Annotated in this window: 14 protein-coding genes and 1 pseudogene; 11 read left to right on the forward strand and 4 right to left on the reverse strand. The window is 66.4% G+C overall.

The features are described 5' to 3' along the window. Positions 1 to 60 precede the first annotated feature (60 nt). Positions 61 to 159, reverse strand: a pseudogene (locus tag BLV94_RS51155) (hypothetical protein); the annotation flags it as partial. A gap of 624 nt (positions 160 to 783) precedes the next feature. Further along, positions 784 to 1,098, reverse strand: a complete 315-nt coding sequence (locus BLV94_RS48065; protein ID WP_083395807.1) for a hypothetical protein — start codon at positions 1,096 to 1,098, stop codon at positions 784 to 786. Between BLV94_RS48065 and BLV94_RS48070 the strand changes: the two genes are divergently transcribed. From BLV94_RS48070 to BLV94_RS38880, 11 genes are all read left to right on the forward strand, one after another. Continuing rightward, on the forward strand, positions 1,097 to 1,300 hold the full coding sequence (locus BLV94_RS48070; protein WP_244163753.1) for a calcium-binding protein: 204 nt from the start codon (positions 1,097 to 1,099) through the stop codon (positions 1,298 to 1,300). The two genes, BLV94_RS48065 and BLV94_RS48070, sit on opposite strands and share 2 nt — an antisense overlap. 531 nt (positions 1,301 to 1,831) lie before the next feature. Then, the gene (locus tag BLV94_RS38825; RefSeq protein WP_244163754.1) at positions 1,832 to 2,335 is read left to right on the forward strand and encodes a hypothetical protein; all 504 of its coding nucleotides are present in this window, start codon (positions 1,832 to 1,834) and stop codon (positions 2,333 to 2,335) included. Further along, positions 2,332 to 5,040 (forward strand): vWA domain-containing protein, encoded by a 2,709-nt coding sequence (locus BLV94_RS38830; RefSeq protein ID WP_072944204.1) that lies wholly within the window; start codon positions 2,332 to 2,334, stop codon positions 5,038 to 5,040. The genes BLV94_RS38825 and BLV94_RS38830 overlap by 4 nt, the downstream gene beginning before the upstream one ends. A 48-nt stretch (positions 5,041 to 5,088) precedes the next feature. Continuing rightward, positions 5,089 to 8,664: a tubulin-like doman-containing protein gene (locus BLV94_RS38835; RefSeq protein WP_072944206.1), complete on the forward strand. Its 3,576-nt coding sequence runs from the start codon at positions 5,089 to 5,091 to the stop codon at positions 8,662 to 8,664. Between the two features lies 1 nt (position 8,665). Further along, positions 8,666 to 11,368: a hypothetical protein gene (locus BLV94_RS38840; protein WP_072944208.1), complete on the forward strand. Its 2,703-nt coding sequence runs from the start codon at positions 8,666 to 8,668 to the stop codon at positions 11,366 to 11,368. Positions 11,369 to 11,382: 14 nt separating this feature from the next. Then, complete coding sequence (locus BLV94_RS38845) at positions 11,383 to 13,389, forward strand: SaeA-related protein (protein ID WP_244163757.1); 2,007 nt, start codon at positions 11,383 to 11,385, stop codon at positions 13,387 to 13,389. Further along, positions 13,386 to 16,130 carry a GAP1-N2 domain-containing protein gene (locus BLV94_RS38850; protein ID WP_072944212.1) on the forward strand — a complete coding sequence of 915 codons (2,745 nt, stop codon included), beginning with the start codon at positions 13,386 to 13,388 and terminating at the stop codon, positions 16,128 to 16,130. Before BLV94_RS38845 ends, BLV94_RS38850 begins: the two co-directional genes overlap by 4 nt. Before the next feature lie 28 nt (positions 16,131 to 16,158). Further along, the gene (locus BLV94_RS38855) at positions 16,159 to 17,169 is read left to right on the forward strand and encodes a hypothetical protein (RefSeq protein ID WP_072944213.1); all 1,011 of its coding nucleotides are present in this window, start codon (positions 16,159 to 16,161) and stop codon (positions 17,167 to 17,169) included. Continuing rightward, positions 17,166 to 18,335 (forward strand): TRAFAC clade GTPase domain-containing protein, encoded by a 1,170-nt coding sequence (locus BLV94_RS38860; RefSeq protein ID WP_072944215.1) that lies wholly within the window; start codon positions 17,166 to 17,168, stop codon positions 18,333 to 18,335. The genes BLV94_RS38855 and BLV94_RS38860 overlap by 4 nt, the downstream gene beginning before the upstream one ends. 446 nt (positions 18,336 to 18,781) lie before the next feature. After that, positions 18,782 to 19,495 (forward strand): hypothetical protein, encoded by a 714-nt coding sequence (locus BLV94_RS38870; RefSeq protein ID WP_072944217.1) that lies wholly within the window; start codon positions 18,782 to 18,784, stop codon positions 19,493 to 19,495. A 984-nt stretch (positions 19,496 to 20,479) separates the two neighbouring features. Next, positions 20,480 to 22,444 carry a GmrSD restriction endonuclease domain-containing protein gene (locus BLV94_RS38880; protein ID WP_072944221.1) on the forward strand — a complete coding sequence of 655 codons (1,965 nt, stop codon included), beginning with the start codon at positions 20,480 to 20,482 and terminating at the stop codon, positions 22,442 to 22,444. Between the two features lie 141 nt (positions 22,445 to 22,585). On the opposite strand, the gene BLV94_RS38885 is transcribed toward BLV94_RS38880, so the two are convergent. Beyond that, positions 22,586 to 23,161, reverse strand: a complete 576-nt coding sequence (locus BLV94_RS38885; protein WP_011594621.1) for a TerD family protein — start codon at positions 23,159 to 23,161, stop codon at positions 22,586 to 22,588. A 120-nt stretch (positions 23,162 to 23,281) separates the two neighbouring features. After that, positions 23,282 to 26,434: a Z1 domain-containing protein gene (locus tag BLV94_RS38890; RefSeq protein WP_083395808.1), complete on the reverse strand. Its 3,153-nt coding sequence runs from the start codon at positions 26,432 to 26,434 to the stop codon at positions 23,282 to 23,284. Positions 26,435 to 26,534 lie beyond the last annotated feature (100 nt).

Genomic DNA, 26,534 nt, shown 5'->3' on the forward strand with positions numbered 1-26,534 from the left:
TGTGGATGATTCAAGTTTGGAGGACGGATCCGGCAGGTCGAGCCATTTGGCGCCGTCCCAATAACGCTGACCTCCCGACGGGTCGGGGTACCAGCCCGCAGGAGTCGCGTGAGCTTCGTCTGTCATTGCATTCGCCGTTCTTTGGTCGCTGACTTGCATTGTTGAGACTGAATTTCGGAACTATGTGGTCTGACTGGTTCACTGCGGCTGGACGCCTACAACATTCGTCACTCAGGCGCACCTAGGGAGTCGTTGTGCGACATCGGTTGAGATTGGAACGTCCGCCGTGAGGATTTGGAGTCAATTTCCGAAGGGTGGACTTCAGGGGAGAGTGGTTGTGGCAGTGTGTGCTATCGAAAGAAACATGTTCTTTGTCAGCCTACGGTCAGCGGATGCGAACCTTCGGCCCGTTGTTAGAGCGTAAAGTATCAGGCCGGTCGGACACTCTCGTTCGTGGATCTTGAATCGGGCTAAAGCAGTCATCTGTTTCGATGTATTGACTCGTTCAACGATCACGACTCGCTGTCGGTCGAACGGTGTATTGACTCGGATGCTTTGACGCGCACGAGATTGCGCAACGTTCCGCAGCTGGGTCGGCAACACGTCCGAACTATGTGCCAGTCCGTGCCGTCTGGTAATAGTTTCAACCATCGCGCCGTCGGGGGTTGACGAATACAGCTGGCGCGACCGCATTCACATTTTTCCGCCTGCGACCACCCACGGGCGAGAGTTTCGGGCAGACCGCCCGCATTTCCGAAAGGGCACTGCTGTGTCGATCGATGTTCAGTCCACCACGGTCAGCACGAAGGCGGGAACCCGGGGGCTCGGGGTGCGACGGTCGGTGTTCTCCTCGATCGTCGGCGGCGTGGGAGTCGTCGTTGTGGCCGCCGGCCTTGTTGCCTGCGGCTCGGGTGAGTCGTCGTCGACGGCATCGGTGACTACCACCACAACCGCAGCAGCCACGACCACGCGCCCGACGACGACGGTGCCCGTGACCACTCCGGTCGCGGTTGCGCCCGTGGTTCCGGTGCAGCCTGCGCCTGTGGCGCCGACCTCGAGCGCGCCTGTGCTGGTGCCGATGCCGGCTGTGGTCTGCATGAACCTGCAGACGGCACAGAACACGATCCAGGCGGCGGGGGTCTTCTTCTCGCGCAGTGCCGACGCGACCGGTGCGGGACGGAAGCAGGTGCTCGACTCGAACTGGGTCGTCGTGGGTCAGCAGCCGTCGCCCGGGGAATTGATCGGCGAGGGCGACGCGGTGCTGTCGGTGGTAAAGATCGGTGAGCCCAGCAATTGCTAGTCCACTGATGCCGACACCGCTAGGGTCGAAAGTCCCTATTCGCCCGGGTGGTGTCGGTTGAACGGTGTATTGACCCGGTTTCGTTGGGGCGCAGTTTATTAGCTCAATCACCGTGGCGGGCGCGGATATGTGTGACGTCGGGTTTGTCTGGTATTAGTTTCAACTAACGTGCTCTGAGGCGGGCGGGTGGCCGAGGAGCGGGGGTGTTGTCATTCGCTTGAATGAATCTCGGTCGCTCTGACGCGTTGATCGGGAAACGTGTCGGAGGCGGGGTGTAATTTCGGCAGCATAGTTCGACGTTCAAAGAAATGAGGGGGACGGGCGCGCGTGGTCGACGCCGCCGAATCTGATGTGGCCGCAGTGCCGCCTGCTGGGCGACGCTGACGGCCGCGGTATCTGCGACTCGCTGTGCCGCTTATCGTTTCATCATCGCTCGTGTAACGCTCGTCGCAATGTCGCGATGGAATGTTCGATCACCACACCTGGTTCCCCGTGCGTCTGCGCCCTACCGCGAGAGAAATCCGTGCCTCGATGACCAACCCCTTCGACTTCAGTGATTACGAGACCTCTCGTGATCGTCCGTCCACCGACGCGGCCTCGTCGTGGCCGGCTGCAGGTCAGTTCGGTTCGGTGTCCGCCGACCCCTTCGGATCTCAGCCCGCCGCGTTCGCTCCGACAGCGGCGGCGGAGCCTTTTGCTGCGGCGCCGAGTCCGCGGCCACGCGTCACGATTGCGCAGGGCAAGCCACCGGTCGTCTTGCTCGTGCTGGCCGGATTGGTGGCGGCAGCGGGGCTGGTTCTCGCGATAGTCCTCGGTTCGCTGACAACTCTTGCCGTCCTCGCGTGGGTTCTCGCCGGCCCGGTCGCGTTCGCACTGCTCGCCCGCTTCACCGTGCGCGACACGGTGCAGCGCACGATGCCGGTGTACTCGAGGTCGAAGGGGGCTCAGCGGGGATATTGGGTGGTTGTTGTCCTCGCGTTGGCGGGAATCGTGGCGAGCGCGTGGCACATTGCGGAATGGGCGGGTCGACTGTGAAGAAGGTGGCCGCCCTCGCGGCGATGATGCTCGTGCCGCTGCTGCTGGCGATCCCGACGGCGTCCGCGGCCCCGACGACCGCTGCGGTCGGCGATTTCGGTGGATGTTTGGCCGCGCAGCAACAGGGCGACCTGCTGCTCATGGTCGATCAGTCCGGCAGCCTCCAGGGTTCCGACCCCGACGCGGCGCGCGTGTCCGCCGCCAACTACCTGCTCGAGCAGCTCAACACGTTCGGTGGATCCGCGGGTGTGGAACTCAACGTGGCGATCGCCGGATTCTCCGACGACTTCACCGTCCACGCACCGTGGACCCGGCTCGACAACGGTTCGCTGCCCGCCCTGCATGGTGAGGTCGAGAGGTTCCGCACGCGCACGGACGGCATCGACACCGACTACTGGAACGCGCTCGACGGTGCCCGACGCACGCTCGCGGAACGCGACGGCCAATCGCAGGCCAACCGCTGCCAGGCGGTGGCGTGGTTCTCCGACGGAAAACTCGACTTCACCGTCCGCGACGCCGAGAAGCCGTACGCGCAGGGAGTTTCCCTCGGCAGCGATCAGGGCGTCCAGCGGGTGGTGGCGGCCGCCCGGGAATCGATCTGTCGCCCCGCAGGCATCGCCGATCAGCTGCGCTCGTCGGGAATCGTCACGTTCGCGGTCGGCCTCGCCGCGGGCACCGCACAGCCCAGCGACTTCGACCTGATGCGGTCGATCGCCACCGGCGGCGACGGGGCGTGCGGAAAGGCCACGTCGTCGTCGCCCGGCGACTTCTACCTCGCGCAGAACATCGACGACCTGTTGTTCGCGTTCGACGCGTTCAGCACACCCGGTCAGGCGCCGATCGAGGGCGAGACCGGTGTCTGTGTCGTGAGTGTGTGCGAGGAGGCGCAGCACCGCTTCGTGCTCGACGACTCGATCAGCTCGGTCACCGTGCTCGGCTCGGCCGACGCTGAGGGACTGATCCCGACATTGATCGCTCCGAGCGGGGCGCAGTTGGCACTCGACCGTGCCGGTGCCCCCACCACCGCAACACTGGACGGCGCCCAGGCGGCGTACCGGTGGATGTCGCCCCGATCGGTCAGCTTCACGATGACCAAGTCCGACGATTCCGCCCAGTGGCAGGGCATGTGGGCCCTCGTGTTCGTCGACCCGGACGGCTCCAGCCCGCTGGCCCGCTCGAAGACGAACATCCACATCTCGGGCAACCTGTTCCCGGCCTGGCTCGGCATGGACACGTCGGCCGTCCACAGCGGTGAGAAGACGTCCGCCATCCGTCTGGGCATCGTCGACTCCGACCGGAACGAGATCGACCCCTCCGACCTGTTGGGTAGTGCTGCCCTGTCGGTGTCGCTGACCGACGCGGGGAACGTCGATCACCCGTTGGTCGAGCGGATTGCCAAGGAGCGCATCGGCGATCCCGCCGAACTCGATTTCACCCAGGTTCCGCCGGGAGCGGCGACGCTGCGGCTCACGCTCGACGTGACGACGGCGGACGCCCGGTCCGCGTCCGGTGACGTCATCGCCCCGGGCACGGCGTTGACGCCGCAGTTCGTCGATGTCCCGCTCACGGTGTCGCCGCCGATCGGCTACCCCGTCGTCCCGTCGACGGTCGATTTCGGCACCGTCGAGGGCGCGGGGCAGTTCGCTGCGAGCATCCCGATCACCGGTCCCGGTTGCGTGTGGTTCGACGGGGCCGCACCGATCGCGCTCGATTCCGTGCCCGACGGCGTCGGTGCCGTCGGCGTCTCCGCCGGGTCGGCGCCGACCGCCGCGAACTGCCTCGAGATCGGCGAAGGTCAGCAGGCGAGTCTTCCCGTCGACCTGTCCGTTCCGGCCGCGGGCAACGGCTCCCTCAACGGGTCGATTCCGCTGATGATGTCCCCTCCCGGTGAGCCCGACCGCGCGCTGCCGATCAACGTCGCGTTCACCGCAGAACTGCAGAAGCCGCTCAACAGCGGGCGGTTCTGGCTCGTGTTCGTCCTGGTGCTGCTGTTCAGCATTGCTGTGCCGCCGCTCCTGCTCTACGGGGTCAAGTGGTGGACCGCCCGCATCCCGGCGAAGACCCTCAAGGCGATGCGCGTCGGTGTCACGATCGAGGGCGGGCAGGTTCTGCGGGACGGTGCCGAGTTCGGCATCCGGGAGAGCGACCTGAGTCAGCTCGTGCGCGGCCTGAACAAACCCGCGCGCAGCCTGGACGTCGAGGGCGTGGAGTTGCGTACGCGGATCGGTCTGTCGCCGTTCGGGCCCGGGTACGTCGTCGCACAGCAACCCGGCCTCGTCGCGGCGTCCGGAGCCGATCCGTCGGTCGACCGGCGCACGCGTGGCGCGCGACTTCCGCTCGCCATCCACAACAACTGGGTGGTGCTGCACGATCCGGACGGGCCGGCGAACCTGGCGACCGTGCTGCTGCTCGTCGGCGCCGACGCGACGGACGACAGCAACCGCCGACTGGTCGCCGACCTGGTGCGCAAGGTGCCCGGCCGGGTGGCCGACCTGAGGGCCGCTCACCCCGGCGCGACCCCGTCCGCGACGCCGCCGAGCGCACCACCGTCGTCGGACCCCTTCGGTGCTCCCGCCCCGACGTTCGGTGCGGCACCCGCCTGGGACGCCCCGACATTCGGCGGTGCGGCACAGAGCGGCACGGGTGCCCCGGCCCGCTCGTCCGCCGGCGACCCCTTCGATCCGTTCCGGCCTCCCGGTTCCTGACCCGGATCGTCTTCGACTTCAAGCTCTCTCTTCTGTGAAAGGACCGTAATGAGGCGGTTTCTCGTAGTCGGTTGCGGTGGTTCCGGCGCTGTCACCCTCGCGTACATGATGGATCAGTTGCGCTCGGATCTCGCTGCGGTGGGCGTCGACCGGATCCCCGGCGGGTGGCAGTTCGTCAGCATCGACGTGCCGACGGCACCCGAGGCGGGGCCGGACGGCCTCGACAACGTGCGCGATCAGGGCGGTTTCTACTTCGGCAGCGGCCCGCAGGGTGACTCGTACGCGGTGCTGGACAATGCGCTTACCAACCAGCTCACCGCGAAGCAGAGCCTCGACGAGATCGCCACCTGGGCGCCGCGCGACCCGTCGTCGGTGACGGTGCCGATCGGATCGGGTGCGGGCCAGTACCGCTCACTCGGCCGCATGATCACTCTGAGCAAGGCCGGCGGAATCCGCGACACCCTGCAGCGTGCGTGGGATCAGCTGTCGACGGTGGAGACGGCCAGCCAGATGTCTTCGCTCAACGTGCCCGGCGGCGGGTCCTTCGAGCAGGGGGAGTCGCCGATCGTGCTCGTGGTGTCGTCGATGGCCGGCGGCGCCGGTGCGTCCATGGCCCTCGACGTGTGCCGTCTGCTCACGCTCATCCCGGGACTCGACCCGCGGTTGATGGGCGTGTTCATGGTGGCCCCGGACATCTTCGACGGACTCGGCAAGAGCGCGACCACCGGTGTCCGCGCCAACGCGCTGGCGATGCTCGGCGAGATCGTCGCCAGCCAGCTCGGGTCGGCGCGCGAACACGACGTGGAGATCCTGCGCGCACTCGGCCAGCAGCACGGCGCGGGCGAGAAGGTTCCGTTCGCGCGGGTGTTCCCGGTGGGCCGCAAGGTCGGTGTGGAGGGCGCACCGTTCGGTGACGGCTCGCAGAAGGCGATCTACCGCGGCCTGGCCCGCGGTCTCGCCGGGATGATGATGAGCGGCGCGGCCACCCGGCAGTTCGTCCAGTACGACCTCACCAACGGCGCGGGACTGCCGGGCCAGCGGGAGAACATCGGGTGGGGCGGTCAGTGGGACAACCTGCCGTGGGGAACCTACGGCTTCTCGAGCCTGAGCATGGGCCGCGACCGCTACGCCGAGTACTCGGCGCAGCGCCTGGCTCGCAGTGCCGTCGACCGCCTGCTCGACGGCCACCGTTCGCCGGGCAGCCCGGTGTCCGACGAGGATCAGGTCAACTCGATTCTCGACGGTCAGTGGAACAGCCTGCTCGCGGCGATGGGGCTCCCGGTCGCCCATGCCGACGCGCGGGGCGCACAGATGGGGGTGGGCGCCTGGCTCACGTCCGTGGTGCTGCCGTCCACCGATGCCACCCGGATGGCCGGGCAGACGGTGGAACTCGAACTGCGCGGGCATCTCCCGTCGGGTTCCGGTCTCGTGGCGGGGCAGTGGGTTCCGGAGATCCGGCAGGCGCTGGGACGACGCAGGCAGGCGCTGACGAGTTCAGCCGAGCAGCACGCGGTCGCGCACGCGTACATGTGGCACAAGGGCCTCGTGGACCGGATCGAGGGGACGGTCGGCAGGTCGATCGCCCAGCTCGGTCTCCCGTACGCCACCGCACTGGTCAGCCGTCTGCTCACGTACTGCAAGGATTCGGTGCGGACGGGTGCCGAGGACCTGTCGCGGCGCGGACCGGAAGTCATCACGGCGCAGACCGCCGACGCGACGCAGGTGCTCACCAACCTCAAGGGCAGCATCGAGAGTGACGCGGAGATCCTCGATCGGATCGTCGCCGACTGCCGCGACAACGTGTACCGCCAGCTGTATGCGTCGCTGTCCGGCAAGGTCGCCGAGGTGATCGCTGCGCTGGTGCCGGAGGTCCTGCAGCCGCTGCTGGACGCGTTGAACGAGGAGCAGACCGCGCTGCGCCGCGCCCGTAACAAGCCCGCCAGCGATGTCGGGCTCGCCCGGCTGGCGACGGACCAGTACGGCGCCTGGCCCGCCGACAAGGCCGATCGGGTGCCGAAGCGGTTCGCGGAAGCCAACAACGAGGTGATGCTCACCCCGTCGGCGGACTTCATGGATCAGTACCGCGGCGACCTTCCGCTCGCGGTGACGGCCTCCGAGACCGGGACGCCCCCGTTCGCGGCGGCGGTCGAGCAGGCCGTCGCGAGCGTGGTCACGGGACTGTGGACCACGGTCGACGGCACCCGGGCGCCGGGGGAGGACCACTCCCTCGTCGAGCGCACCGCGGCCTGGCGGTCGCGGGCGTTCCCGATCGACCCGAACACCCGTGAGGCGCTGGTGCCGTCGTCGGCGCGCTACGACGTGCACGTTCGTCCCGTCGAATTGCTGGATCGGGCACGGAAGTTCGTCGGACGCACCGGAGAATCGTTCGACCGGTTCTGCCGGGTGTCGCTCCGCGAGTACATCGAGGACCACACCGTGCCCGCGTATGCGATCGAGGAGCGGCGGGACCGACTGCAGCGCAAGTTCACCGAGGCGCTCTCGCTCGCGCGGCCGCTGGCCAGCGTCAACCAGCAGGCGCTCGAGGCGCTGCACCCGGGACAGCAGGTGGAGTACCGCTACAAGTTCACGTCGGTGCCGTTCCTCAACCTGCCGGTCGCGGACACGCTGTCGCAGGTGCTGCAGAAGGACCCGATGATCGATCACGAGACGGAGGGCGAGTTCGCGCGGCTGCTGTCCGACGAGGACCGGCTCACCCGTATCGACATCTTCGGTTCGTACCCCAACTACTCCCCGCTGGCGTACGACTCGGTGCTCGGGCCCGCCGCGAAGCAGTGGGCGGATTCGACGCCGGCGCAGCAGGAGTCGTTCTGGCGGTGGCGCCGGTCGCGTCCGCTGGCCGCCTCGCTGCCGATGCACCGCGACGAACGCCGCGCGATGACCGCGGGGTGGTTCCTCGGGTTGGCGATCGGGCAGGTGCGGTTGCCCGCCGCCCCCTACGACGAACCGGTCCGGGTGTGGGACGCCGGCATCGGCGACTGGGTGGATTTCCCGAACCCGCTGCTGACGCCGCCGTCCCGGTTCACGGTGAGCAACGACTGGCTGCCCGCGGTGCTCGAATCGGTGTTGCTGGCGATGGCGCAGTCGCACGAGCCGCCGGTCATGCACTCGATGCTGCCCTACCGGGCGCTGCGCGCGGTCTATGACTCGTCCGCGGAAGACCCGGTCAGCGGCATCCACGAGGTGTCCGCGAAGGCGCGGCTCACCGACTGGCTGCGCACGGGTGTGCCGGTCACCGGCTGGCAGTCGCAGGTGGAGAACACCGGACCGGACGTTTCCGTGGCCGAGCGCGCCGGCAGTGCCGTCGCGTGGCTGTCCAAGATCCGTGACCTCATCGGCGAGCACTACATGGAACCCGGTCAGGACGGGGCACCCGGAGGTGGCGCACTGTCGGTGGTCGGGTTGCGGGAGCATGCCTCGCAGACACCGATCTTCCGGGACATCGCACCGGACGTGTATTGGGCGACGGGCGAATTGATCGCCTTGATCGAGGAGTGCAAGGCGCGCGCGGAGCGACCGGAGCAGCCGAACCACGCTCCGGTGCACGCCGCCGCACCGACCGCGATGGCGCACACCCTCGTCCTCCCCGACGCCGGTCAGTTCTGACATGAGCGTGTTGACGGTGTTCCTGGCGGCGGACGGTCCGGCGCAGGGTGTGCGGGACGTGCTCCGAGACCTGTCCGCGGCCGGGCTGGTGTCGCCGTTCCTGTGGATCGACGACACCGCGGTGCTCGCCGACAGCACCCGACTGCGCGCGCGGGAAACCACGGCGGGGGCCGACACGGCGGTGGTCCTGCAGGACGTGCTGGCCTCGCGGCGCATCGACCGGGTGCGGATCTGCGTGCTGGTCGCCGGCACCGCGCAGGTCGATCCGGAGTCGGTGCGGTTCGTCTCCGAGTTGCTCACGTCCAATTCCGGGGGAGCGCGGTCCAGCCGGCTGCGACTGCTGGTGCGCCGCCCCGGGGACGCGGACCCGGGCGTCACCACCCTTGCCGGCTGGCACAACCTGCTCATCGCCCCCGAGGACTCGCGCGGCCCGGGGATGGGACACGAATCGCTGGCGCCGACAGCCGATCCCCTCGCCGTCGGGCGGCACGCCGCCCCGGTGATCGCGGGTGTGACCGGGCTGTGGAACGACGCGCAGCACGCCCCGTTCGACGACGAACCCGTGCTCCCCGGCAACGCGCTGCGGGTGGTCCGGTCCTACTACCGGCGCCTGGACACCGCGCGCGCCGAGCACGACCTCCGCTCGGAGCTGCTCGACTTCGGCGGGCTGATGCCGCTGCCGCACGACGCCGGCACCAACGTGCTGTATGCCGACGACGTCGCGTCGGCGACGTCGACGATGGCTCGGGCGTTGTGGCGCAAGCACAGTGCGCTGCTCAGCGGCGAACGCGCGGAGGCACCGGGTGCGGTCGAGCCGCGCACCATCCGGTTCGTGCAGGCCCTGCGGATGTTCTTCTCCTTCCTGTTCGCGGTGCTGCGGAACGCGCCGGCCCAGTGGGTCGCGCGGGTGGCCAACCGGGCATCGGCGTCGGTGGCGTCGGCAACCCAGACCACCCTGTTCGGATCCACCCGGGGTGCCTACCGCGTCGTCGTCGGCGGCGTCGACGCGGACGGACACAAGGTGGCGTGGACCGACTACGAGGCGGCGTCCAAGCAGATCGGCGCGATGCTCGACGCGGCCGGCGCCACCCCGCAACCGGTGACCCCGGACCTGTCGGCGCTGTGGCGCGACTACGCCCGCGCCGCCCTCACCCTGTCGGACGCCAGTGAGCGGTCCGCCGGTCTGCCGCCGGTGCAGGTGGGCGCCCACCGGGCGATCCTGCGGACGGCGTCGGACGTGGTTCCCGGCCCGGGTGACCGGTTCACGGACATTCCCGGCATGGTGTCGGCCACGCTGAGCCTGCACGCCGTCGAGCCGGCGGACATTCTGGGGGTCACGGAAACCCGGGATCGTCTGCGGGAATTGGAGCAGGACCCGACGATCGGACTCGACGCCCGGCGGACGAGTTCCGCCCTCGGTGTGTGGTGGAGCCGGAAGCAGCGCAGTTTCGCGGTGTCGTTCGGGTCGATCCTGACGAGCCGCCTCGACGCGACCGTCAACGAGTCCCGGGTGCTGCTCGAGCGCCTCGACAACGCGGAGCAGCGTCAGAACCTTGCGGAGGCCTGCGCGGAGCAGCAGGCGCATATGTTCCGTCGCGTCCGCATCGCGACCGTGGTCTTCCTCCTGCTCGCCGTCGCCGCCGGAGTGTGCGCGTGGCGCGAGATCATCTCCTGGTGGTGGGGTGGCCCGGCGATCGCCGTGTGCGTGCTGGCGTGGGCCGCGGTGGTGGCGATCGTGTGCCAGCGCACCCAGCAATTCCTCGAACGGTTGCTGGTCGAGCGGGACGCGGCCGCGCGGGCCGATGCCGCGGATCGGGCCAATCTACGTGTCGCACTGCGGGAGATCGAGCACCTCACCGGGGCCTACCGGCAGTTCCTGTCGTGGAGCCGCGCCCTCGGTGCGTTCCTCGCCGAGCCGCTCGGTGCCAGTGAGCAGACTCGAACGACGTCCCGGACCGTGGGTTGGGGGTTACCCCGGCACACCGCGATCGCGTCCGGGACGCCCAGCACCGGGCAGGTGGAGCGGGTGGCGGAGGCGTTGCGCCGCGACCTGTTCACGGTCGGCTGGCTGACCGACCCCTGGGACACCGTGCTCGGCTCGGCAGGCGCCGCGCTCGGCTCGGCGGGCCACGACATCGACCGGGACCCGGGGCTGCTGGCCGCGAAGCCCGGTGCCGGCTCCGGTTCGGCGCTGGACGAGTGGTCGCAGCGGTTCGACCAGGGCAAGATCCGCGCGACCGGTGCCGCCGTGCTGTGGCAGCGGGCACTCGCCGAATTGACCGGAACCCGAGAAGAACTCGTCCACGGCCTGCTGGAGACCGTCGAGTACTTCGACGGGGGAGCGCCGAGGCGGGTGGGGGTCGACGAGTTCGTCGCCGGGATCGGCACGAGCTCGGACGGGGTCGCGTTCTTCGACCGGTCGATCTTCAGTGACACGGCGTCGACCAAGGGGCTGTCCGCGGTGTCGGGTGAGACGGTGACCCGCGTGCGCGTCGGCTGCGGGCTCGTGGCCGTCACGACCCAGTACACCGACGGACTGTCGGACGAAGATCTGCGCGCGACCCACGTTCGTGGCGCCGATCCGGTGGAGATGCAGCAGATCCCCGAGTTCGAATTGCGTCCGGCCAGGCAGACCTCGACCGCCCACGACAGTGCCGTGAGGACCGCATTCGTCGTCCCGGTCGTCGACGGCCTCAACTTCTGAAAGCGAGTGGAACCGTGACCGAGGTTGCCTCCCCCGCAGTGTCCGATGGTGCCCTCGCGGCATTGCAGCAGTGGCGACAGCAGCAGATCGACGGCGGCCGACTGCGCCCTGGTGTCGTCAAGGACACGCATCTGCAGCAGATCCTCCGATCGAACCGGCGCACCGCCGAGGAGATCGAACCGATGCTGCCCCGGCAGGCGAAGCCGTTCGTCGACGACGTCGTCGCCGTGCTGTCGGCCGCGCCGACCGCGGCGACCACCCGCGCGTCCGAACCCACCGCACCCGCCGCGCCGCCGCCGGTCACCGAACCCACACCGGGCAGCGAGCACGTGGTGTCGCTCCGCACCGAGGACTTCTGCGAATTCCTGCACGCCGACTCGGATCACCCCGTCGGCGCAGTGACGATCAGCACCGAACCCACCGGCGGGCACCTGCTCGAGTGGGAGCCGATGCAGGCGCAGGCGGGGCAGACCGTGCTCTACCGGGTCGTATCCGGCGAGAACCATCGCGCCTACAAGCCGGAGGCGGGCCGGCTCGTCGGTGTCACCCGGGGCACCCTGCTCGTCGACACCGAACCCCCGGCGGCCGCGGTGCGGCACCTGCAGATCTGGTGCCACGTCGGACGCGACGAGCGGGACGCCGTCCGACGGCAACCCGTTCTCATCGCGGAAGGCCACATCCTCAGTCCGGTCACCGAATTCATCGTGATGGAGGACGAGGGAGCCGTCATCGGGCAGTGGAGTGCGTGGCCCACCGTCAGCACCGTGCGGGTGCTCCGCATCCCGCTCGACGGTAGTGTCCGCGTTGACAACGACCAGCGGCACCGCATCCTCGCGGACCAGGCCAATCTCGGCGGGTTCGTCGATCGCGACGCCCGCCGCGGGCAGCGCTACCTCTACCGCGCGATCTGCGAGGTGCAGGTGGACGGGCACACCCGGCTGTCGGCGGTCGCGCAGGCCGAGATCGCGGTGTCGGCGGTGCTCGAAGAGGTCGAGGATCTGCACGTCACCACGCACGGCGACAGCGACAACCTGCGGTTCGATCTGCAGTGGACGCCACCCGGCATCGGCGCCGTGATGCTGTACCGCACGGAGTCGGCGCCGCGGGCCGGTCTCGACGGCGCGGTGCTCGCCGCGGACGCCCTCGAATTGTCGGGTGGACTGCCCGGTTCCGCGCGGCTGGTGCACCCGGCTGTCGCGGACGAGGACGGCACGCACCGGATGACGGATGTGTCGTGGCCGCGGGGCTGGGTGCGCGCGTACTTCACCCCGGTGACGGCGCTCGACGGGCAGGTTCAGGTGGGGCGCACGTTCATCGCGACGCGTCCGCTGCCGCCGCTGCGGGACGTCCGGATCGTCGAACGCTGCTCCGAGCAGGTGCTCACGTTCCCGTGGCCGGAGGGTGCGGCGTCGGTGTCCGTCTACCTCAGTGCGCCGGAGATTTCCGCCGAGCACGCCATCGAGCAGCGGCCGATGGCCGAGATCTCCCGCTCGACGTACGACCGGGACGGCGGACTGCATCTGCCCGAACCGCTGCCCCCGCGGGGATGTTCCGTCCACGTCGTCCCCGTCGCCTACACGGCGGGTGAACGAATCGTCGGGATCCCGGCCACCGTCGAGTACCCGGGACTGCTGCGCATCGAGTACCGGCTGGAGACGAAGCGCTCGCCGACCGGGAACGCCGCCACCGCCGTCATCCGGCTCGCATCCGAACTGGAGTTGCCGACGGCACCGCCGTTCGTCGTCGTGTTCAACGCCGGGCGGTTGCCGCTCAGCGCCCGCGACGGCGAGCCGCTCGAGGTCCGCGGTGACGGCCAGACCACGGCCGGGGCCCGCAGTTTCCACCCGCGCGGTCTGCGCAAGGAATTCGGCCAGCCCTGGACGGCCGACGTTTCCGGCAGGGTGGGATTCCTGCGCGTCTTCGCCGATGTGCGGCCGGAGACCAACCGGACTCTCGCGCTGATCGATCCGCCGGTCGACCAGCTGCGCCTGCTCGACGTTCCGCCCGGACCGGTGGAATGAGCGCACCGCAGCAGACACCCGGACCTCCGCGGTTCGGTCAACTCACCTACACGTCGTTCGACGCCCCCGACCGGGGCCGGGCGGGCGGCGGCTGGCAGGTCAAGGACGTCAGCAACGGCGTCAGCGCTGCCGAACAGGAATTCATGCGCGCCGGCGTCGCGACCCGATTCGACTCCCCACAGGCACTCCCGCAGTTCCCGACACCGGCCGACATCGCGGCGCGACCGCGGCGCCTGGTGTACGCGCCGACCGAGACCGGCGGCTGCTACTGGCACACGGCGCCCGCCGGCGCCGACGCGTCGGGGCGGCCCGGCAACGTCTTCGCGCACGTCGTCGTCGACCGCGCCCCGGACACGTCCGTCCGGCCCGTCGAACGGTGGGGTTCACCCGACTGGCTCGCCCCCTACGGCGCGGACGCGGTCGCGGCCGCCGAACTCCCGGGCAGCGCGCCGGCGCCGGCCGGAATGATCGATCGCGCAGCAGTTCTCGACTTCCTGCTCGATCCCGGAACGTGGCGCGTCGGTGTGCTGGGTCTGCTGCTGGACGCGGTGGACCAGGCGATACACGGCGGCCCGCGTGTCGTGCTGGGATGCGCCGACGCGGAGAACGCGGCCCGGTGGATCGGCGCGGTCTCGCATTTCATGTCGCCCGGTGCGGCACAGACCTTCGGCTGGTCCACCTTCGACCGCAGCTCGACCGTCGTCGACACCCTGTCCCGGGGCGTGCATCTGGCCTGCGTGCCGGCGCGCGACGCCGTGGACGCGGTGGACGGCTGCGTCGTCCTCAATGAGACCGACACCCCAGACCTCGGCGAATGGGGCGGGGAACCGCACCGGACGGCGACGGGGCAGCTGGTGCCGGTCACGGCGTGGTCGGTGCTCGCGCAGACCGTGCTCGTCGATCCCGGCAGCGCCCGACGGGCACTCGACCACCAGGACACCCTGGCCACCGCCGTGGGCGACCGCGACCTTGCCGGTGCCTGGCCGCTCGCGATGGCCGTGCTCACGAACCCCGAACTGCACGACGCCCTGCCCGAGGCCACGGCCGTGGTGCTCGCGCAGTCGCCGGACACGCTGTCCGCGTTCCCCGACGAGCTGGCGGTCGTCGCGCACGTGGTGGACGAACACCTGCCCGGAAACATGGCCGAGGCGTGGCGGGTGGTCGCGGACTGGCAGCACGGCGGCCGACCGGCACCGGTGGTGTGGGATGTGGCCGGACGGGTTCTCACGTATCGGGCCCTCGCCGACCGTGATTGGATCCGAGCCTCCGGACCGGCCGAGTTCGCCCTGTTCGAGACGTGGCCTCATACGGAGGATCTCGAGCGGGCAGCCGAGAAGGCGCTGTCGGCGCTCGTGAGCAGCCGGGGGGCCGATCTCGCTGCCGCCGCGCACGATGCCGTGAAGACACTCGACCTGCTCCTGCACGCACACCTTCTCGGCGACTCCGGGCACGACCTCGCCACCGACCTGCTCGACCGCGTCGTCGTCCCGGTGCTGTGCGATCACGAGGCGGGCCCCGCGCTGGTCGCCGGGCTCGGCGCCGTCGGAACCGACACCTGCCGTCTGCTGCAGTCGGCCGTGGTCGGTCATCCGGTGTTCGCCGGGCGCCCGCTCGGCACCCGGCTCGCGCCCGACGTTCTGCGCTGGCTCGTCGACGAGGTGCGCGTACCGACCGCCGAGGAACTGACCGCGGCGCCGTCACGCTGCGCCGAACCGCTGTGCGCCATCGTCGCCGACGCGGTGTTCTCGGTGGTCAAGAGCGGCACCGCGGTGCACAAGAAGGCATGGGAAGGCTACGCGCCGCTGGCCCTGTGGCGGTCGATCTACGAAGCGAGCGCCGGCGGCTGGGCGCCGAGCGAGGTCGATGCTCTCGTCGACGCGTACGCCTGGACGGTCGCGCAGTGGTGCGAACTCATCGGCGCGTTCCCCGATCACGTCGCACCCCGATTCCTGCTGCCGGTTCTCGTGCTCGAACCGTGGGGACCGGAGGTGGAGATGATCGTCAAGCACATCGACGCGAACCGCGGCGGCGCCCAGGCGGTCTCCGGTGCCGCGCACCCGGTCGACAGGCTGGCGGTGTCGTGGGCGCTCATCCGGGCGCAGGATCAGTGGGACCGGATCGACGATCCGCGGCTCCGGCGCGCGCTGGAACGGCACGGCTGGCCGGTGCTGAAGGACTACGGCGACGCCTGCCCGGCGCAGCTTCCGCCGGATCTCCTCGTCCGCCTCGCCGTGGTCGCGGTTGCCGGGTTCCAGTTCTTCCCGCCGCACAACGGCACCTACATGCCGACGATGCCCGCGAGTCACGTCGACGCGTTGGCCCGTGCGGTGGATCAGGACTCGGATTTCGCGGTCACCGCCCTGGTGGATCTGGTGCGCAGCGGTGCCCTCAACGAGCACTGGGTGATCCGGTCGGCGGTGCTCAGCTCGCCGGCGGCCCCGCACATCGAATCGGTGCTGAACCGGGACGACCTGCTCTGCCGACTCCAGGTCGGGCCGGCGCAGGCACGACGGTCGCTGCTCGAGCAGGTCGCGGCGATCGTCATGGGCGACGGTGACTACCGCGGTCCCGTCGGCACCTTCGAGGTGTCGGCGTCGCTGCGCGCCGAGATGCGGGAACGCCACGACGTCGCCGATCGATTCCGGGCCGGGGACGCCTACGCGCGGTTCGCGTCCAGTTGGCTCGAAGACGTCGAATCAGGATTCGTGCTGCTCGCTCACGAACGGTCGGGCCGGCGATGAGCGGGACGACAGTACGCATGCGCAACACGTGCAGGGGAAAGGGATCGAACTGATGTCGGGATATGTGCTGAACGGTGCGGGACGCGTCGAACTGCCCAACCGGCCGCTCGCGGTCACCGTGGCCGCGGCCACCACGGCCGTCGCGGTGCGCGCCACGCTGCCCGACGGCAGACCGGCCGAACCGGCGCTGTATCCGCGGGTCGGACTGCTGATCCTGCCGCGGGTCGACTCCGAGATCGTCGTCGTGGCCCGGCCGGACGCCGAGAGCGCCGCGTTCCCGGACGGGACGGTGCTACAGGTGACGATCGGCGTCGACAGCAGTCGCGACCTCGACTCCGAGCGCGCCGAGCTGACCCCCGTCGACGTGTCGGGGCTGCACCAGGTGGAGTTGGCGACGATCGCCCCGGCGGGGCCGAGGGTCGCGATCACCGCCCGCCGCACCGCCGTGGATGTGTCCCTCACCGACGTGGGGTCCCGGGCCCGGTCGGCCGCGCGCAGCGCCCTCGCGCTCGACCGTTTGCCCGAACCGCGCCGCTTCGACGTGGAGGTCGACGTCGACACCACCATGTCGATGCTCGCGCGCATCGACGACGGCAGCATCCGCACGGTGGTCGACGTCCTCTCCGGGGTCGCGGCGGTGGTGGGCACCCGCGAAGAGCTGGCCGTCCGGCTGATCGGCCACACGGTGACCACCCTGCCCGTCACCGAACTGCGGGACGTCGCGAATCAGGTTCAGGCCGAGCTCGACTCGGCCGCGCTTGGGATGGGTTTCCGTTCGGCAGCGGTCGACCGGAGTGAGCGCGGCACCCGCACCCTGGCGTTCACGGTGACCGATGCGGTGCCCGCCGACTGGTCGGGTGAGTGCACCGACACGGTGATCCGTCACCTCGTGCTCATCGGCGATACGGCCGAGGGTGGGCCCGGTGTCACCGCGGTGCCGTCGAGTGCGGCGCCCGAGCTGTCGAGTCTGTCTGTAGTGGTGACCTCGCTTCTGGCCGATGTGTCGGCGAGCTTGTTTTCGGAAGGCGTACGACGATGACGAAGTGCCCGCGGTGTTTCACCGCCCTGACCGGTGACCGGTATGCGTGGACGGCTGTCGCCCCGACGGACGTGGAGGTCGACGACGTCGCCACCAAGTACCACGGCAGTCCCGTGCGGTCCGGGAAGATCTTCGAACTCCAGCGCCCGGCCGACGCCGCCGACGACTGGGCCCCCGAGGACGACTACGCGACGGGCAAGGCCGGCGGTCCCGCCGTGGAGGTGTGCCCGCAGTGCCACTTCCGGCTGCCCGTCGGGTGGCGCGATGGCCGGGCGGCGTGCATCGCGATGGCCGGTGCCCGGGCCACCGGAAAGACCGTGTACATCGCGGCTTTGGTGAAGACCCTGCAGTTGTTGGGGGAGCGGCTGAACCGGGTGGTGGAGCCTGCCACCGGTGAGACCGAGGTGAACTTCCGCGAGCACTACGAGCGGCCGCTGTTCGAGGAGCGGGGCATTCTCGAGTCGACGCCGGCCTCGCACACGGGCAATCCGTATCAGCGGGAGCCGCTGATCTTCAGCCTCGGCCCGGGCCTGCGCGACGACACCCGGCAGTATCTCGTGATTCGGGATGTGGCGGGGGAGGACCTCGAGAACCCCGGCAACGTGGATGCGACCCATATGCAGTTCTTCGCGCAGGCCGACGGTGTGGTGTTCATGTTCGATCCGCTGAAGGTCGAATCGGTTCGGCAGCAGCTGCACGACCTGGTGCCGGCGCAGGAGCGGGTGGGCGGCGACCCGCGGTCGGTGCTGCGCACAGTCCTGTCGATCATCGGTACCGGGACCCCGAACCTGGCCGTGGTGCTGTCGAAGTTCGATGCGCTGCAAGCACTCGAGCGCGTGGAGGGCAGCGACTGGAGCGAAATCATGTCGCAGCGGGGCGCGGCCTTCCTCCGTGACCCGAGCCTCCAGCGCGCGCCGTATCACGAGGTGGACGGGCAGCTGCTGCACGAAGAGGTCCGCAGCCTCCTCGACAAGCTCGAGGCGCGTTCGATGGTGATGTCGGTGGACCAACCGCCCGCCGGCAACGCCCTGCCGAGCCGGTTCTTCGCCGTCTCGGCCCTGGGCGTATCACCCGTCGGAGATCGACTCCACGACAGCGGCATCTCACCCTTCCGATGCCTCGACCCCGTGCGATGGATCCTCGCGCAGCGGGGGGTGTGGGTGTAGTGATGGGAGACGACATGGATACAAACAACGCAGACGATTCGCCGTTCTTGCTGTTCAACCTGCCCGATGAGACCGTCGAGTTGGCGTTCGTCCCATTCTTTCTCGGATCGTCGTCCACGTCTGAGTGGGGCCGTAGGTCACGCCGGTGAGCCGCTCGATCGCGATCCGGCCCAGGGTCCACACCCCGGTCGCGAAGCCATGAGCCTGAGGTCCTTTGAGTAATTTCTCCCGGATCACAGCGCTCTGGGCGTCATCAAGACGCCGCATGGGCCAGGGTCCGGTGCGGGAGTCGGCAGGTGTCGACCACACCCAAGTGTCATTCAGATAGCCGACATTCATCTCGCAGTTGCGGGATCCACTGCATCGCTATGTCTTCTGTCTGATTTGATACCCCGTAGAACCGTCACACGCCTCGCCGCGGGCGCGCCAGGAAAGGAGGACTCACAATGTCAGAGAACGACCGTCGCAGCGATGCCCAGCGCCGCGCGGAGGCGAGCATCGTCAACGAGTACAACATGAAGTACATGGGCTTCGAGATCGACGGTCCGGTCTTCAAGGTGAGGGGCAAGGAGTACCCGATCAACATGATCACTGCCGAGGTGATCACGGGCGCCCAGACGAGTACGTCGCGCACCACCATCACCAGGGTAGTCGGCGGCGGTCTCGTCGCCGGTGTGGGCGGAGCACTCCTCGGTGGGGCTGCCAAGAAGTCGACGGACACGTCGAAGATCTACATCTCGGTCGTCACTCCAGATGGTGAAGTTGTCACCAAGAGCCTGCCGACTGCCAACGAGAAGCAGGTTCGATTCTTCGCTGACAGACTCCAGTCGGCGGCAACGCGGAGGTGGCCTCTTGTGACGGCGTTCGGCTCCCTTCCCCTGCATCCGTCCTCTCGCCGTGACGGAAGTTCTGATACCTCGGTCACGGCACCACCCACGTTCATCGCTGTGTTGTCAGTGATCCTTGGAATCTTCGTCCACGTGGCGTTCTTTCTCGGGTTGCTACTTGCCTTCGTCGTCTGGATGGCATTGGTGATGGTCGAATCCGGCAAGGATGCGAAAGCGCTCGACGAAACTGACCCAGGATGGCGGGAGAGGGAGGCTGAGACCCGCAAGCAGGCTGAGGAAGATATGTGGCGTACGGCGAGAGACGAAGGATAGCCGCTGGTCCCAGCGCCCGAAGGGCTTCCCGTCTACCTGCTTAGGCGACGGCGAGACAGCTGGAGAGCATCACGGCACCCAGAACGCACCGGTCCCAGCTATGACCTCATAACCGTTGAACATGGATGCGCTCACCGGACCGGTTCCTGTGGCGACGGCTGGTGGCTCGCCCCGCTTGAGCATCGCTACTCCCGACTGCAGAGTGGAGATATTCGTCCAGTGCACCCAATAGATGCCATCGCTGTTGGTTTGACGGGTGGTAATGAGACCACCTCCGGCGTCTCACCCGTAGTCGCCACCGGGTTCGCAGAGAAGTAGGTATGGATCCCACTGCAGAGCCAGATTCCCGCGTTCCAGACAAATGGAATCTGGAAGGTGTTCGTGTTGGGCGCTGCTGACGCTGTCGCCGTACCTAATGCCAGGGGAGTAGCCACGAGGGCCGCGGCGGCGATCGCTTTGGCCACAGTTGATTTGAGTATGGCGCAAGCCTCTCGGTCTGAGAAACGACTACACAGCATTGACGAAGCCTGGAAAGACGAGGGGCTGGCTTTCGTGGCATCTCCATTGCGATGACCGAGATATTGACTCTGATGTTTGAGGACGGCCGTAGTGGCCTCAGAGGAAAGATCTAGGTAAACGATGCGGAGTTGTTTCCGACGGAGTTTTCCGAGGTCGCGTTCTTTCGGAGGCATCCTTCCATCCGCATCGGCGAGGCCGACTCTCAAGAGTCTGGTCCGGGGCAAAGCTTCCTGCACGCTTACAGCCTGGACGATCTCGAACGGCTCCTCGACGATGTCGCCGTGACGCGCGCCGCCGCGACCATCGCGCTGCACATCATGCGTAAGCGCCAATGCATGCACCGTAAGGTGCACTCACCACAGCTCACGGAGGCTGCGTCTCAGTATGTACCGTCGACGGCAGTGAGCTCAGCACCTACCCACTAGAGTCCATACCATCTCGTTGCCAGAAGATTGAGGTGTCACCGTGGCGAAAGCTATGTTCAAGACCAATCCCATCCTCCTGGGGGAGCTGCTGACGGACTGTGAAAAGGGCAAGCTGCAGCTGCCCGACTTTCAGCGGAGCTGGGTCTGGGACGAGGAGCGGATTCGCAGTCTCATCGCCTCGGTGTCCAGGGCCTTTCCGGTCGGTGCCCTGATGGCCTTGGAGACGGGTGGGGGCGTCGAGTTCAAGCCGAGGCCCGTAGAAGGGGCGCCACGTGTAGCGGCGGAGCAGGCGCCATCGGCACTCCTTCTTGATGGCCAGCAGCGCATGACGTCGCTGTACCAAGTGACTCTGCGCAAGCAGGTGGTCGAGACTGTGACACCCAAGAAGCGCCCAGTGAAGCGCTGGTTCTACATCGACATCGAGAAGGCTCTCGACCCGTTGGTAGATAGGGAGGACGCGATCTTCGGCGTTCCGGAAGACCGAGTCATCAGGAGCGATTTTGGACGCAAGACGGAGCTCGATCTTTCGACGAGGATGGGCGAATTCGAGAACCTGATGTTTCCGGTGTCGATGGTGTTCGATTTCCCTGAATGGCAGAAAGAGTGCGTCAGTCACTTTATGGAGACGGACTCGAGTAGCTTTCAGGAGAAATGGACCCTTCTCAACACTTTTCAGGAGCAGATTGTCGAGAACTTCACCAGTTACCATGTGCCGGTGATCGCCCTCGACAAGGACACGTCGAAGGAAGCTGTCTGCGTCGTATTCGAGAAGGTGAACACCGGCGGAAAGGCGCTCGACGCATTTGAACTGATCACCGCCATGTACGCCGCCGAGGGTTACGAACTTCGCAAGGACTGGTTCGGTGAAGGGACGACCGTAGGGCGGCAGGCACGTTTGGCGCGAACGCACCGCCTCGCTGACGCGAAGTCGGGAATTCTTTCCGAGGTGTCAAACACTGATTTCCTACACGTCGTCTCGCTCTTTCACACGCGTGAGAAGCGCCGTGATGCCGCGGCTGCGGGGAAGACAGGCAAGGAGCTGCCTCAGGTAATCGGTAATCGTCAGGCGCTTCTCAATTTGCCGCTCTCTGCGTATGTGAAGTACCAAGACCAGGTTGAACAGGGATTCGTCGCGGCAGCGAAGTTCCTTCATCGTCTCCACATATATCGCATCTTCGACCTCCCGTATCAGACCCAGATAATCCCCCTCGCCGCGATTTTGGCGGACATCGGCGACGGCATCGACCACGTCACAAATCACGCGAAGCTTGTCGAATGGTATTGGAATGGAGTGTTTGGCGAGCTGTACGGCTCCACGACGGAGAATCGTATTGCCAAGGACTTCATCGAGGTGCCTGAGTGGATGCGCGGAGGTCCGGAGCCGACGACAGTGCTCGATGCATCGTTCCGTGCGGAGCGGCTGAAGACAATGAGGATGCGTTTGTCTGCGGCGTACAAGGGCGTTAATGCTCTGCTGATGTTGAAGGGCGCGAAGGACTTTCGATCAGGTCAGGAGTTCGACCACACGGTGTTCTTCGGCGAGAACGTGGACATCCACCACATTTTCCCAAAGAAGTGGTGTGAAACGAGCGGGATCCAGCGTTCCGTGTATGACTCGATCATCAACAAGACTCCGCTGTCTTTCAGGACCAACAGAATCATTGGCGGCGAGGCTCCGTCGCTTTACCTGGCAGGTCTCGAACGAGGCAAGGGGAACGCGCCGGTCATCGCTGCCGAGACGCTGGATGGGTATCTCTCGAGTCACCTGATCAATCCGAACCTGCTTCGGTCAGACGAATTCGAAGCGTTCATGGTTGATCGGCAGCGGCAGCTTGTATCCCTCATCGAGGAAGCGACCGGTAAGTCGATACCTGTCGATGACGTAGTCAGTGACGATATTTCACGCGCTGACCTCGACGCAGAATTCGAAGCCGAGTTCGGGCCGGACGACGACGAGTCGATTAGCGACGGCGAAGAAGCCCGCCTGACTCTGTCGACCAGCTGAGCGATATTGCCCGATGGCACGACGCTCGCATCGACGCGAATGCGTTCGGGCCGCAGGGCCCCAGCGAGTCAGGTGCCCACTTGGTTGCACCTTCTCGCTGGGGCCGTTCGGGCGTGATGAACCCGGCGCTCTACGGAGTTGTCAGATGTTGACGCCGTAGTCGCGTGCGATGCCGGCGAGTCCGGAGGCGTAGCCCTGACCGATGGCTCGGAACTTCCATTCGCCGTTGTGGCGGTAGACCTCGCCGAAGAGCATCGCGGTTTCGCTGGACGCGTCCTCGGTGAGGTCGTAGCGAGCGAGTTCTATTCCAGTGGTGCTGTCGACCACACGGATGAAGGCGTTGGTGACCTGTCCAAAGGATTGGCCGCGGGTGTCGGCGTCGTGAATGGAGACCGGGAAGAAGATGTTGGTGACGTTCGGCGGAACGGCGGAGAGATCGACGTTGATCGATTCGTCGTCGCCATCTCCCTCGCCGGTGAGGTTGTCGCCAGTGTGCTCGATCGAACCGTCGGGGGAGCGGAGGTTGTTATAGAACACGAAGTGAAGGTCGGAGAGCACCTTGCGGTCCTGGCCGGTGGCTAGGGCGCTTGCGTCGAGGTCGAAGGGTGCGCCGGTGGTGCTGCGGGCATCCCAACCGAGACCAACAGAGACCGTCGTCAAGTTCGGTGCCGCCTTCGACAGGGAAACATTTCCGCCTTTGGCCAGGGTGACGCCCATGGTTGATCCTTTCGACACTGCGGACGGAGACCGATCGTCGCCGTCCCGTATTGCATAACTCACCACAACAATAGCCACATTCAGGCTGTGTCGGGTCTAAGTGCCCGGGGCTATCAGGCCCTAACTGGGCTCATGCCTCGAACCGCGGTCGGCTTCATCTGTTCGAGCCCTGGTGGGCGACTGCACACCTCCGATACGATTGCGCAGCTCCTTCAGTTCCGAGCGGTGCCGAATTACGTCGATGATCGGAACATTCTCGAGCGAGGAATCGATCGCGGTGAATCGGATGACCCTGCCGCGATCACCTCGCGCATCGGCAGGCGCCACGAAGCCGAAGGACATGACAAGCTCGCCGGGATCAACTGTGAGTTTCTTGGATCCAGCCGGCTTCATGACACCGTATTTTCTCCGTACTGCTGTCTCGATGATCGGGTACAGGACAACAACGCCCCGCCGATCTGCCGAAAGGTTCTCGGCCGCTTCCACCGCTCTTCTCACGTTGTCGGACATCGCTCCCGAATTCAAGGTCTGCGCGTGATTCTCATCGCTTAGATGGCCCGCCAGAGCCGAGGGTGTGGCGATGTGCATGGGCACTGACCGATGCTTGGGATCACTTATTGCGCCAAACAGGGGTCCCCGCCTGCGGTCTCGACTAAACCAAGAGAAGGAACGACCGCTAGCCATATCAATGACCTGTGTGTCGCCGCTCTCATGTTGCGGAGCGAGGACGATCCAGTCCTCAACCCGTTGTTCCGCGGTGATTTCTCGCAGGTAGGTCAGATACGGCGAGAATTGTGCGGGCGCGTGCCATTTTAGACTGCTGATGATGTCGAAGAATTCGGGTGCAAGGATGTGGCCGGTGAAAGCCTTGAATACGTGCGGTCCGCGTGTCCCATCCTTATCGGACGGATACGCGAACGCGGTCGGAGATTCGGACAGCGACTCAAGAATCGGGGTCCATAGCGCAGTATTGTGCCGAAGATCCGCGACCCTGGTGGGGTAAGCGGTCGGCTCTTGCCACTCGCCGGGGGATTTGATCTCCAACAAGCGCGCGTTGAACATCTTGTTCGGACTCGTCGGCTTCAGCCAGGCGAGGTGCTGCGATACAAGGGGAGGCACCTGTGCCGGAAGTATCTGAGGTCGGCCATCCACCATCACGGAATATTGTGCTAGTTCGGAACGAAAGCTCTCTTCGTCCAAGCAGATCGCCTCGAATGCCTCGTACAGGTCGATCTCCTTGGTGCCAGTCGTTTCCGAACGACCGAGGTAGAGGCGCACGAGATCTCGGTATCCGTCGCGGAATCCGAACCATCGTCCCATCTGCATCAGCGTGGATGCGCTCCCCGCGCGTCGTCGGAAATAGGTGACGGTCAGTCCCTCGACCGTGAATCCGCGCGACAACTTCTGGCCGCCAATGAGAATCTTCCAGATCGATCGTTTGTCGAAATCTGCCTCGCCGGTCTCGAGGTCCTTGTCCCCGTTGACGACGATGATAGGCCGGTCGTCGCCACTGATGCGTATCGCAGCGGGACCCACGAAAGGAATGACTTCGTCGTAGGAGGCGGGCACTGAATATCCATCTGCACGAACGGCGGAGACCGGTGCGACGTCACTTTCGAACAGGTCACGCAATCGATCGTGCCCACGCGAACCCATGTAGCCGGCGTTCCACCACAGCCGCGTGACTCGGCCTAACAACTCGCGGTGCGCATCGGTACGCATGGACTCGTGGATGAGCATGGTGTGGTGCTGGAAGTGCCGGTCACCGAGGCCGCCCATGTCTTCGCGATAGAGCTTGATCGCGGCAGTGAGGACGAACATGTCCATCGCACGCTGCAAACAGCTGTCGTCATCGTCACCCTCGACTAGAATGTCCCGGACATGAGCCTTCTCATTCGAATTGGCCGGATTCCGTTCATCGGAAGGAACAACCGAATCCATATCGTGGAAGTCGGGAGCGCCCATATAGCCGTCTGGGCGTGGAAGCGAGATGATGAAATCCTTGGGGAAGATGTCTTCGGTGTCGCTGGGGTCCACGAATACATTCGCGAATGGTGTTGCCGTATACCCGACGTACTGTGCGCGCGGCAGCATCTTCAGCAAGTCTGAAATCTTCTGGTTAATCGCGGTACGTTCGGCGTCCGGCTTCGCCAGGTCAGAGGTGTTGACCGAGGCCTCATCAGACTCGTCATCGACTATCAGGACGGGAATCTCGGACAGGGGCGTCTTGATCTTGTTGAGGTCTTTGACCAACTTGGTCAGCACCGTCTTGTTCTTCTTGACGACCATGAGACGCGCAGATGAGCGATGGAGATTTCGTGCGTCGTATAGTGGGAGCGCTGGCTCTTGCTTCTCGAATTCGAGGGCTACAATTCCCTGAAGCAAGCTCTTGTAGTCGTTGTCGCGCGTGGTCATTCGGACGATATCGAATGCGCCGAGTGCGGAAGGTAGACCTCCGAATTTGAGGAACTTGCCCTGTCCCCACGCCGGATCGTCGGCGTAGTCGGACTCGTCCTCGCTTGCTCCGCGCAGGATGTTCTCTCGGCCAACGAGCTCCATGTCGAGGCGTCGTTGGGTCTGTCCACGTAGCAGGTTGAGAGTGCCACCGAGGACAATCACGAGTCGATAGCCCGCATCAACTGCTTTGGCGATTACGCCTGTGAAGTTTGCGGTCTTGCCCGACTGGACGTAGCCAACAACGAGGCCCTTCGACTGGTACACCGATGGACTGGACGGGTCCGCTAGGCGTTCCACAACACGGTCGGAAGCGATGTCGAGCCCAGCCACAGCGTGTTCCGGCCAGCCCTTATTAGCAAGTAGCTCACGGTACGCAGGCCAGTACCAAGGTCGGCCCTGTTGGGACTGCGAGGTATACCAAGGCGTGAACTTCGTGCTGATGACAACCGGTGGGGCAGTTCTATATACGGGCACAATTGAGGTGAGTAGCTCGCAGGTCCGCGGCTCGAGTGCGAGAAGCTCATAAACATTCCGACGGCGTTCGTCAGAGCGGGCGTCGGCGGACGACCAGGTTGGTGCTTCTGCAAAATCCCACCGCGTGAGCTGTTTCTTCCACGCTTCTACAAGCGGGTCGGTGGGCGGTGCCGATTCCAGGTACTTTTGGAAGTCCTTGTCTGTGGCGTACTCCGCCGCCTCGGCGGGCAAGTCCTCAGCCTGATACGAGAGAGCACGGACAAGCCTCTTGGGCTTGCTGCCGTGCATGTCTGCGAGGGCGGCACCATGCAGGGCGAGCCGTAATAAGTCGGCGTTGGTCATTCGAGTTTTCCTCATCGTTCTATACCCGAAGTGGTCTACAGAGCAAAGGTCGCCGCGAAGGGGCAGCCCACTCAGTCCGGACTGTCAGCTCGCGCTGATC

The sequence above is a fragment of the Rhodococcus koreensis genome, assembly GCF_900105905.1.
GTDB lineage: Bacteria > Actinomycetota > Actinomycetes > Mycobacteriales > Mycobacteriaceae > Rhodococcus_F > Rhodococcus_F koreensis.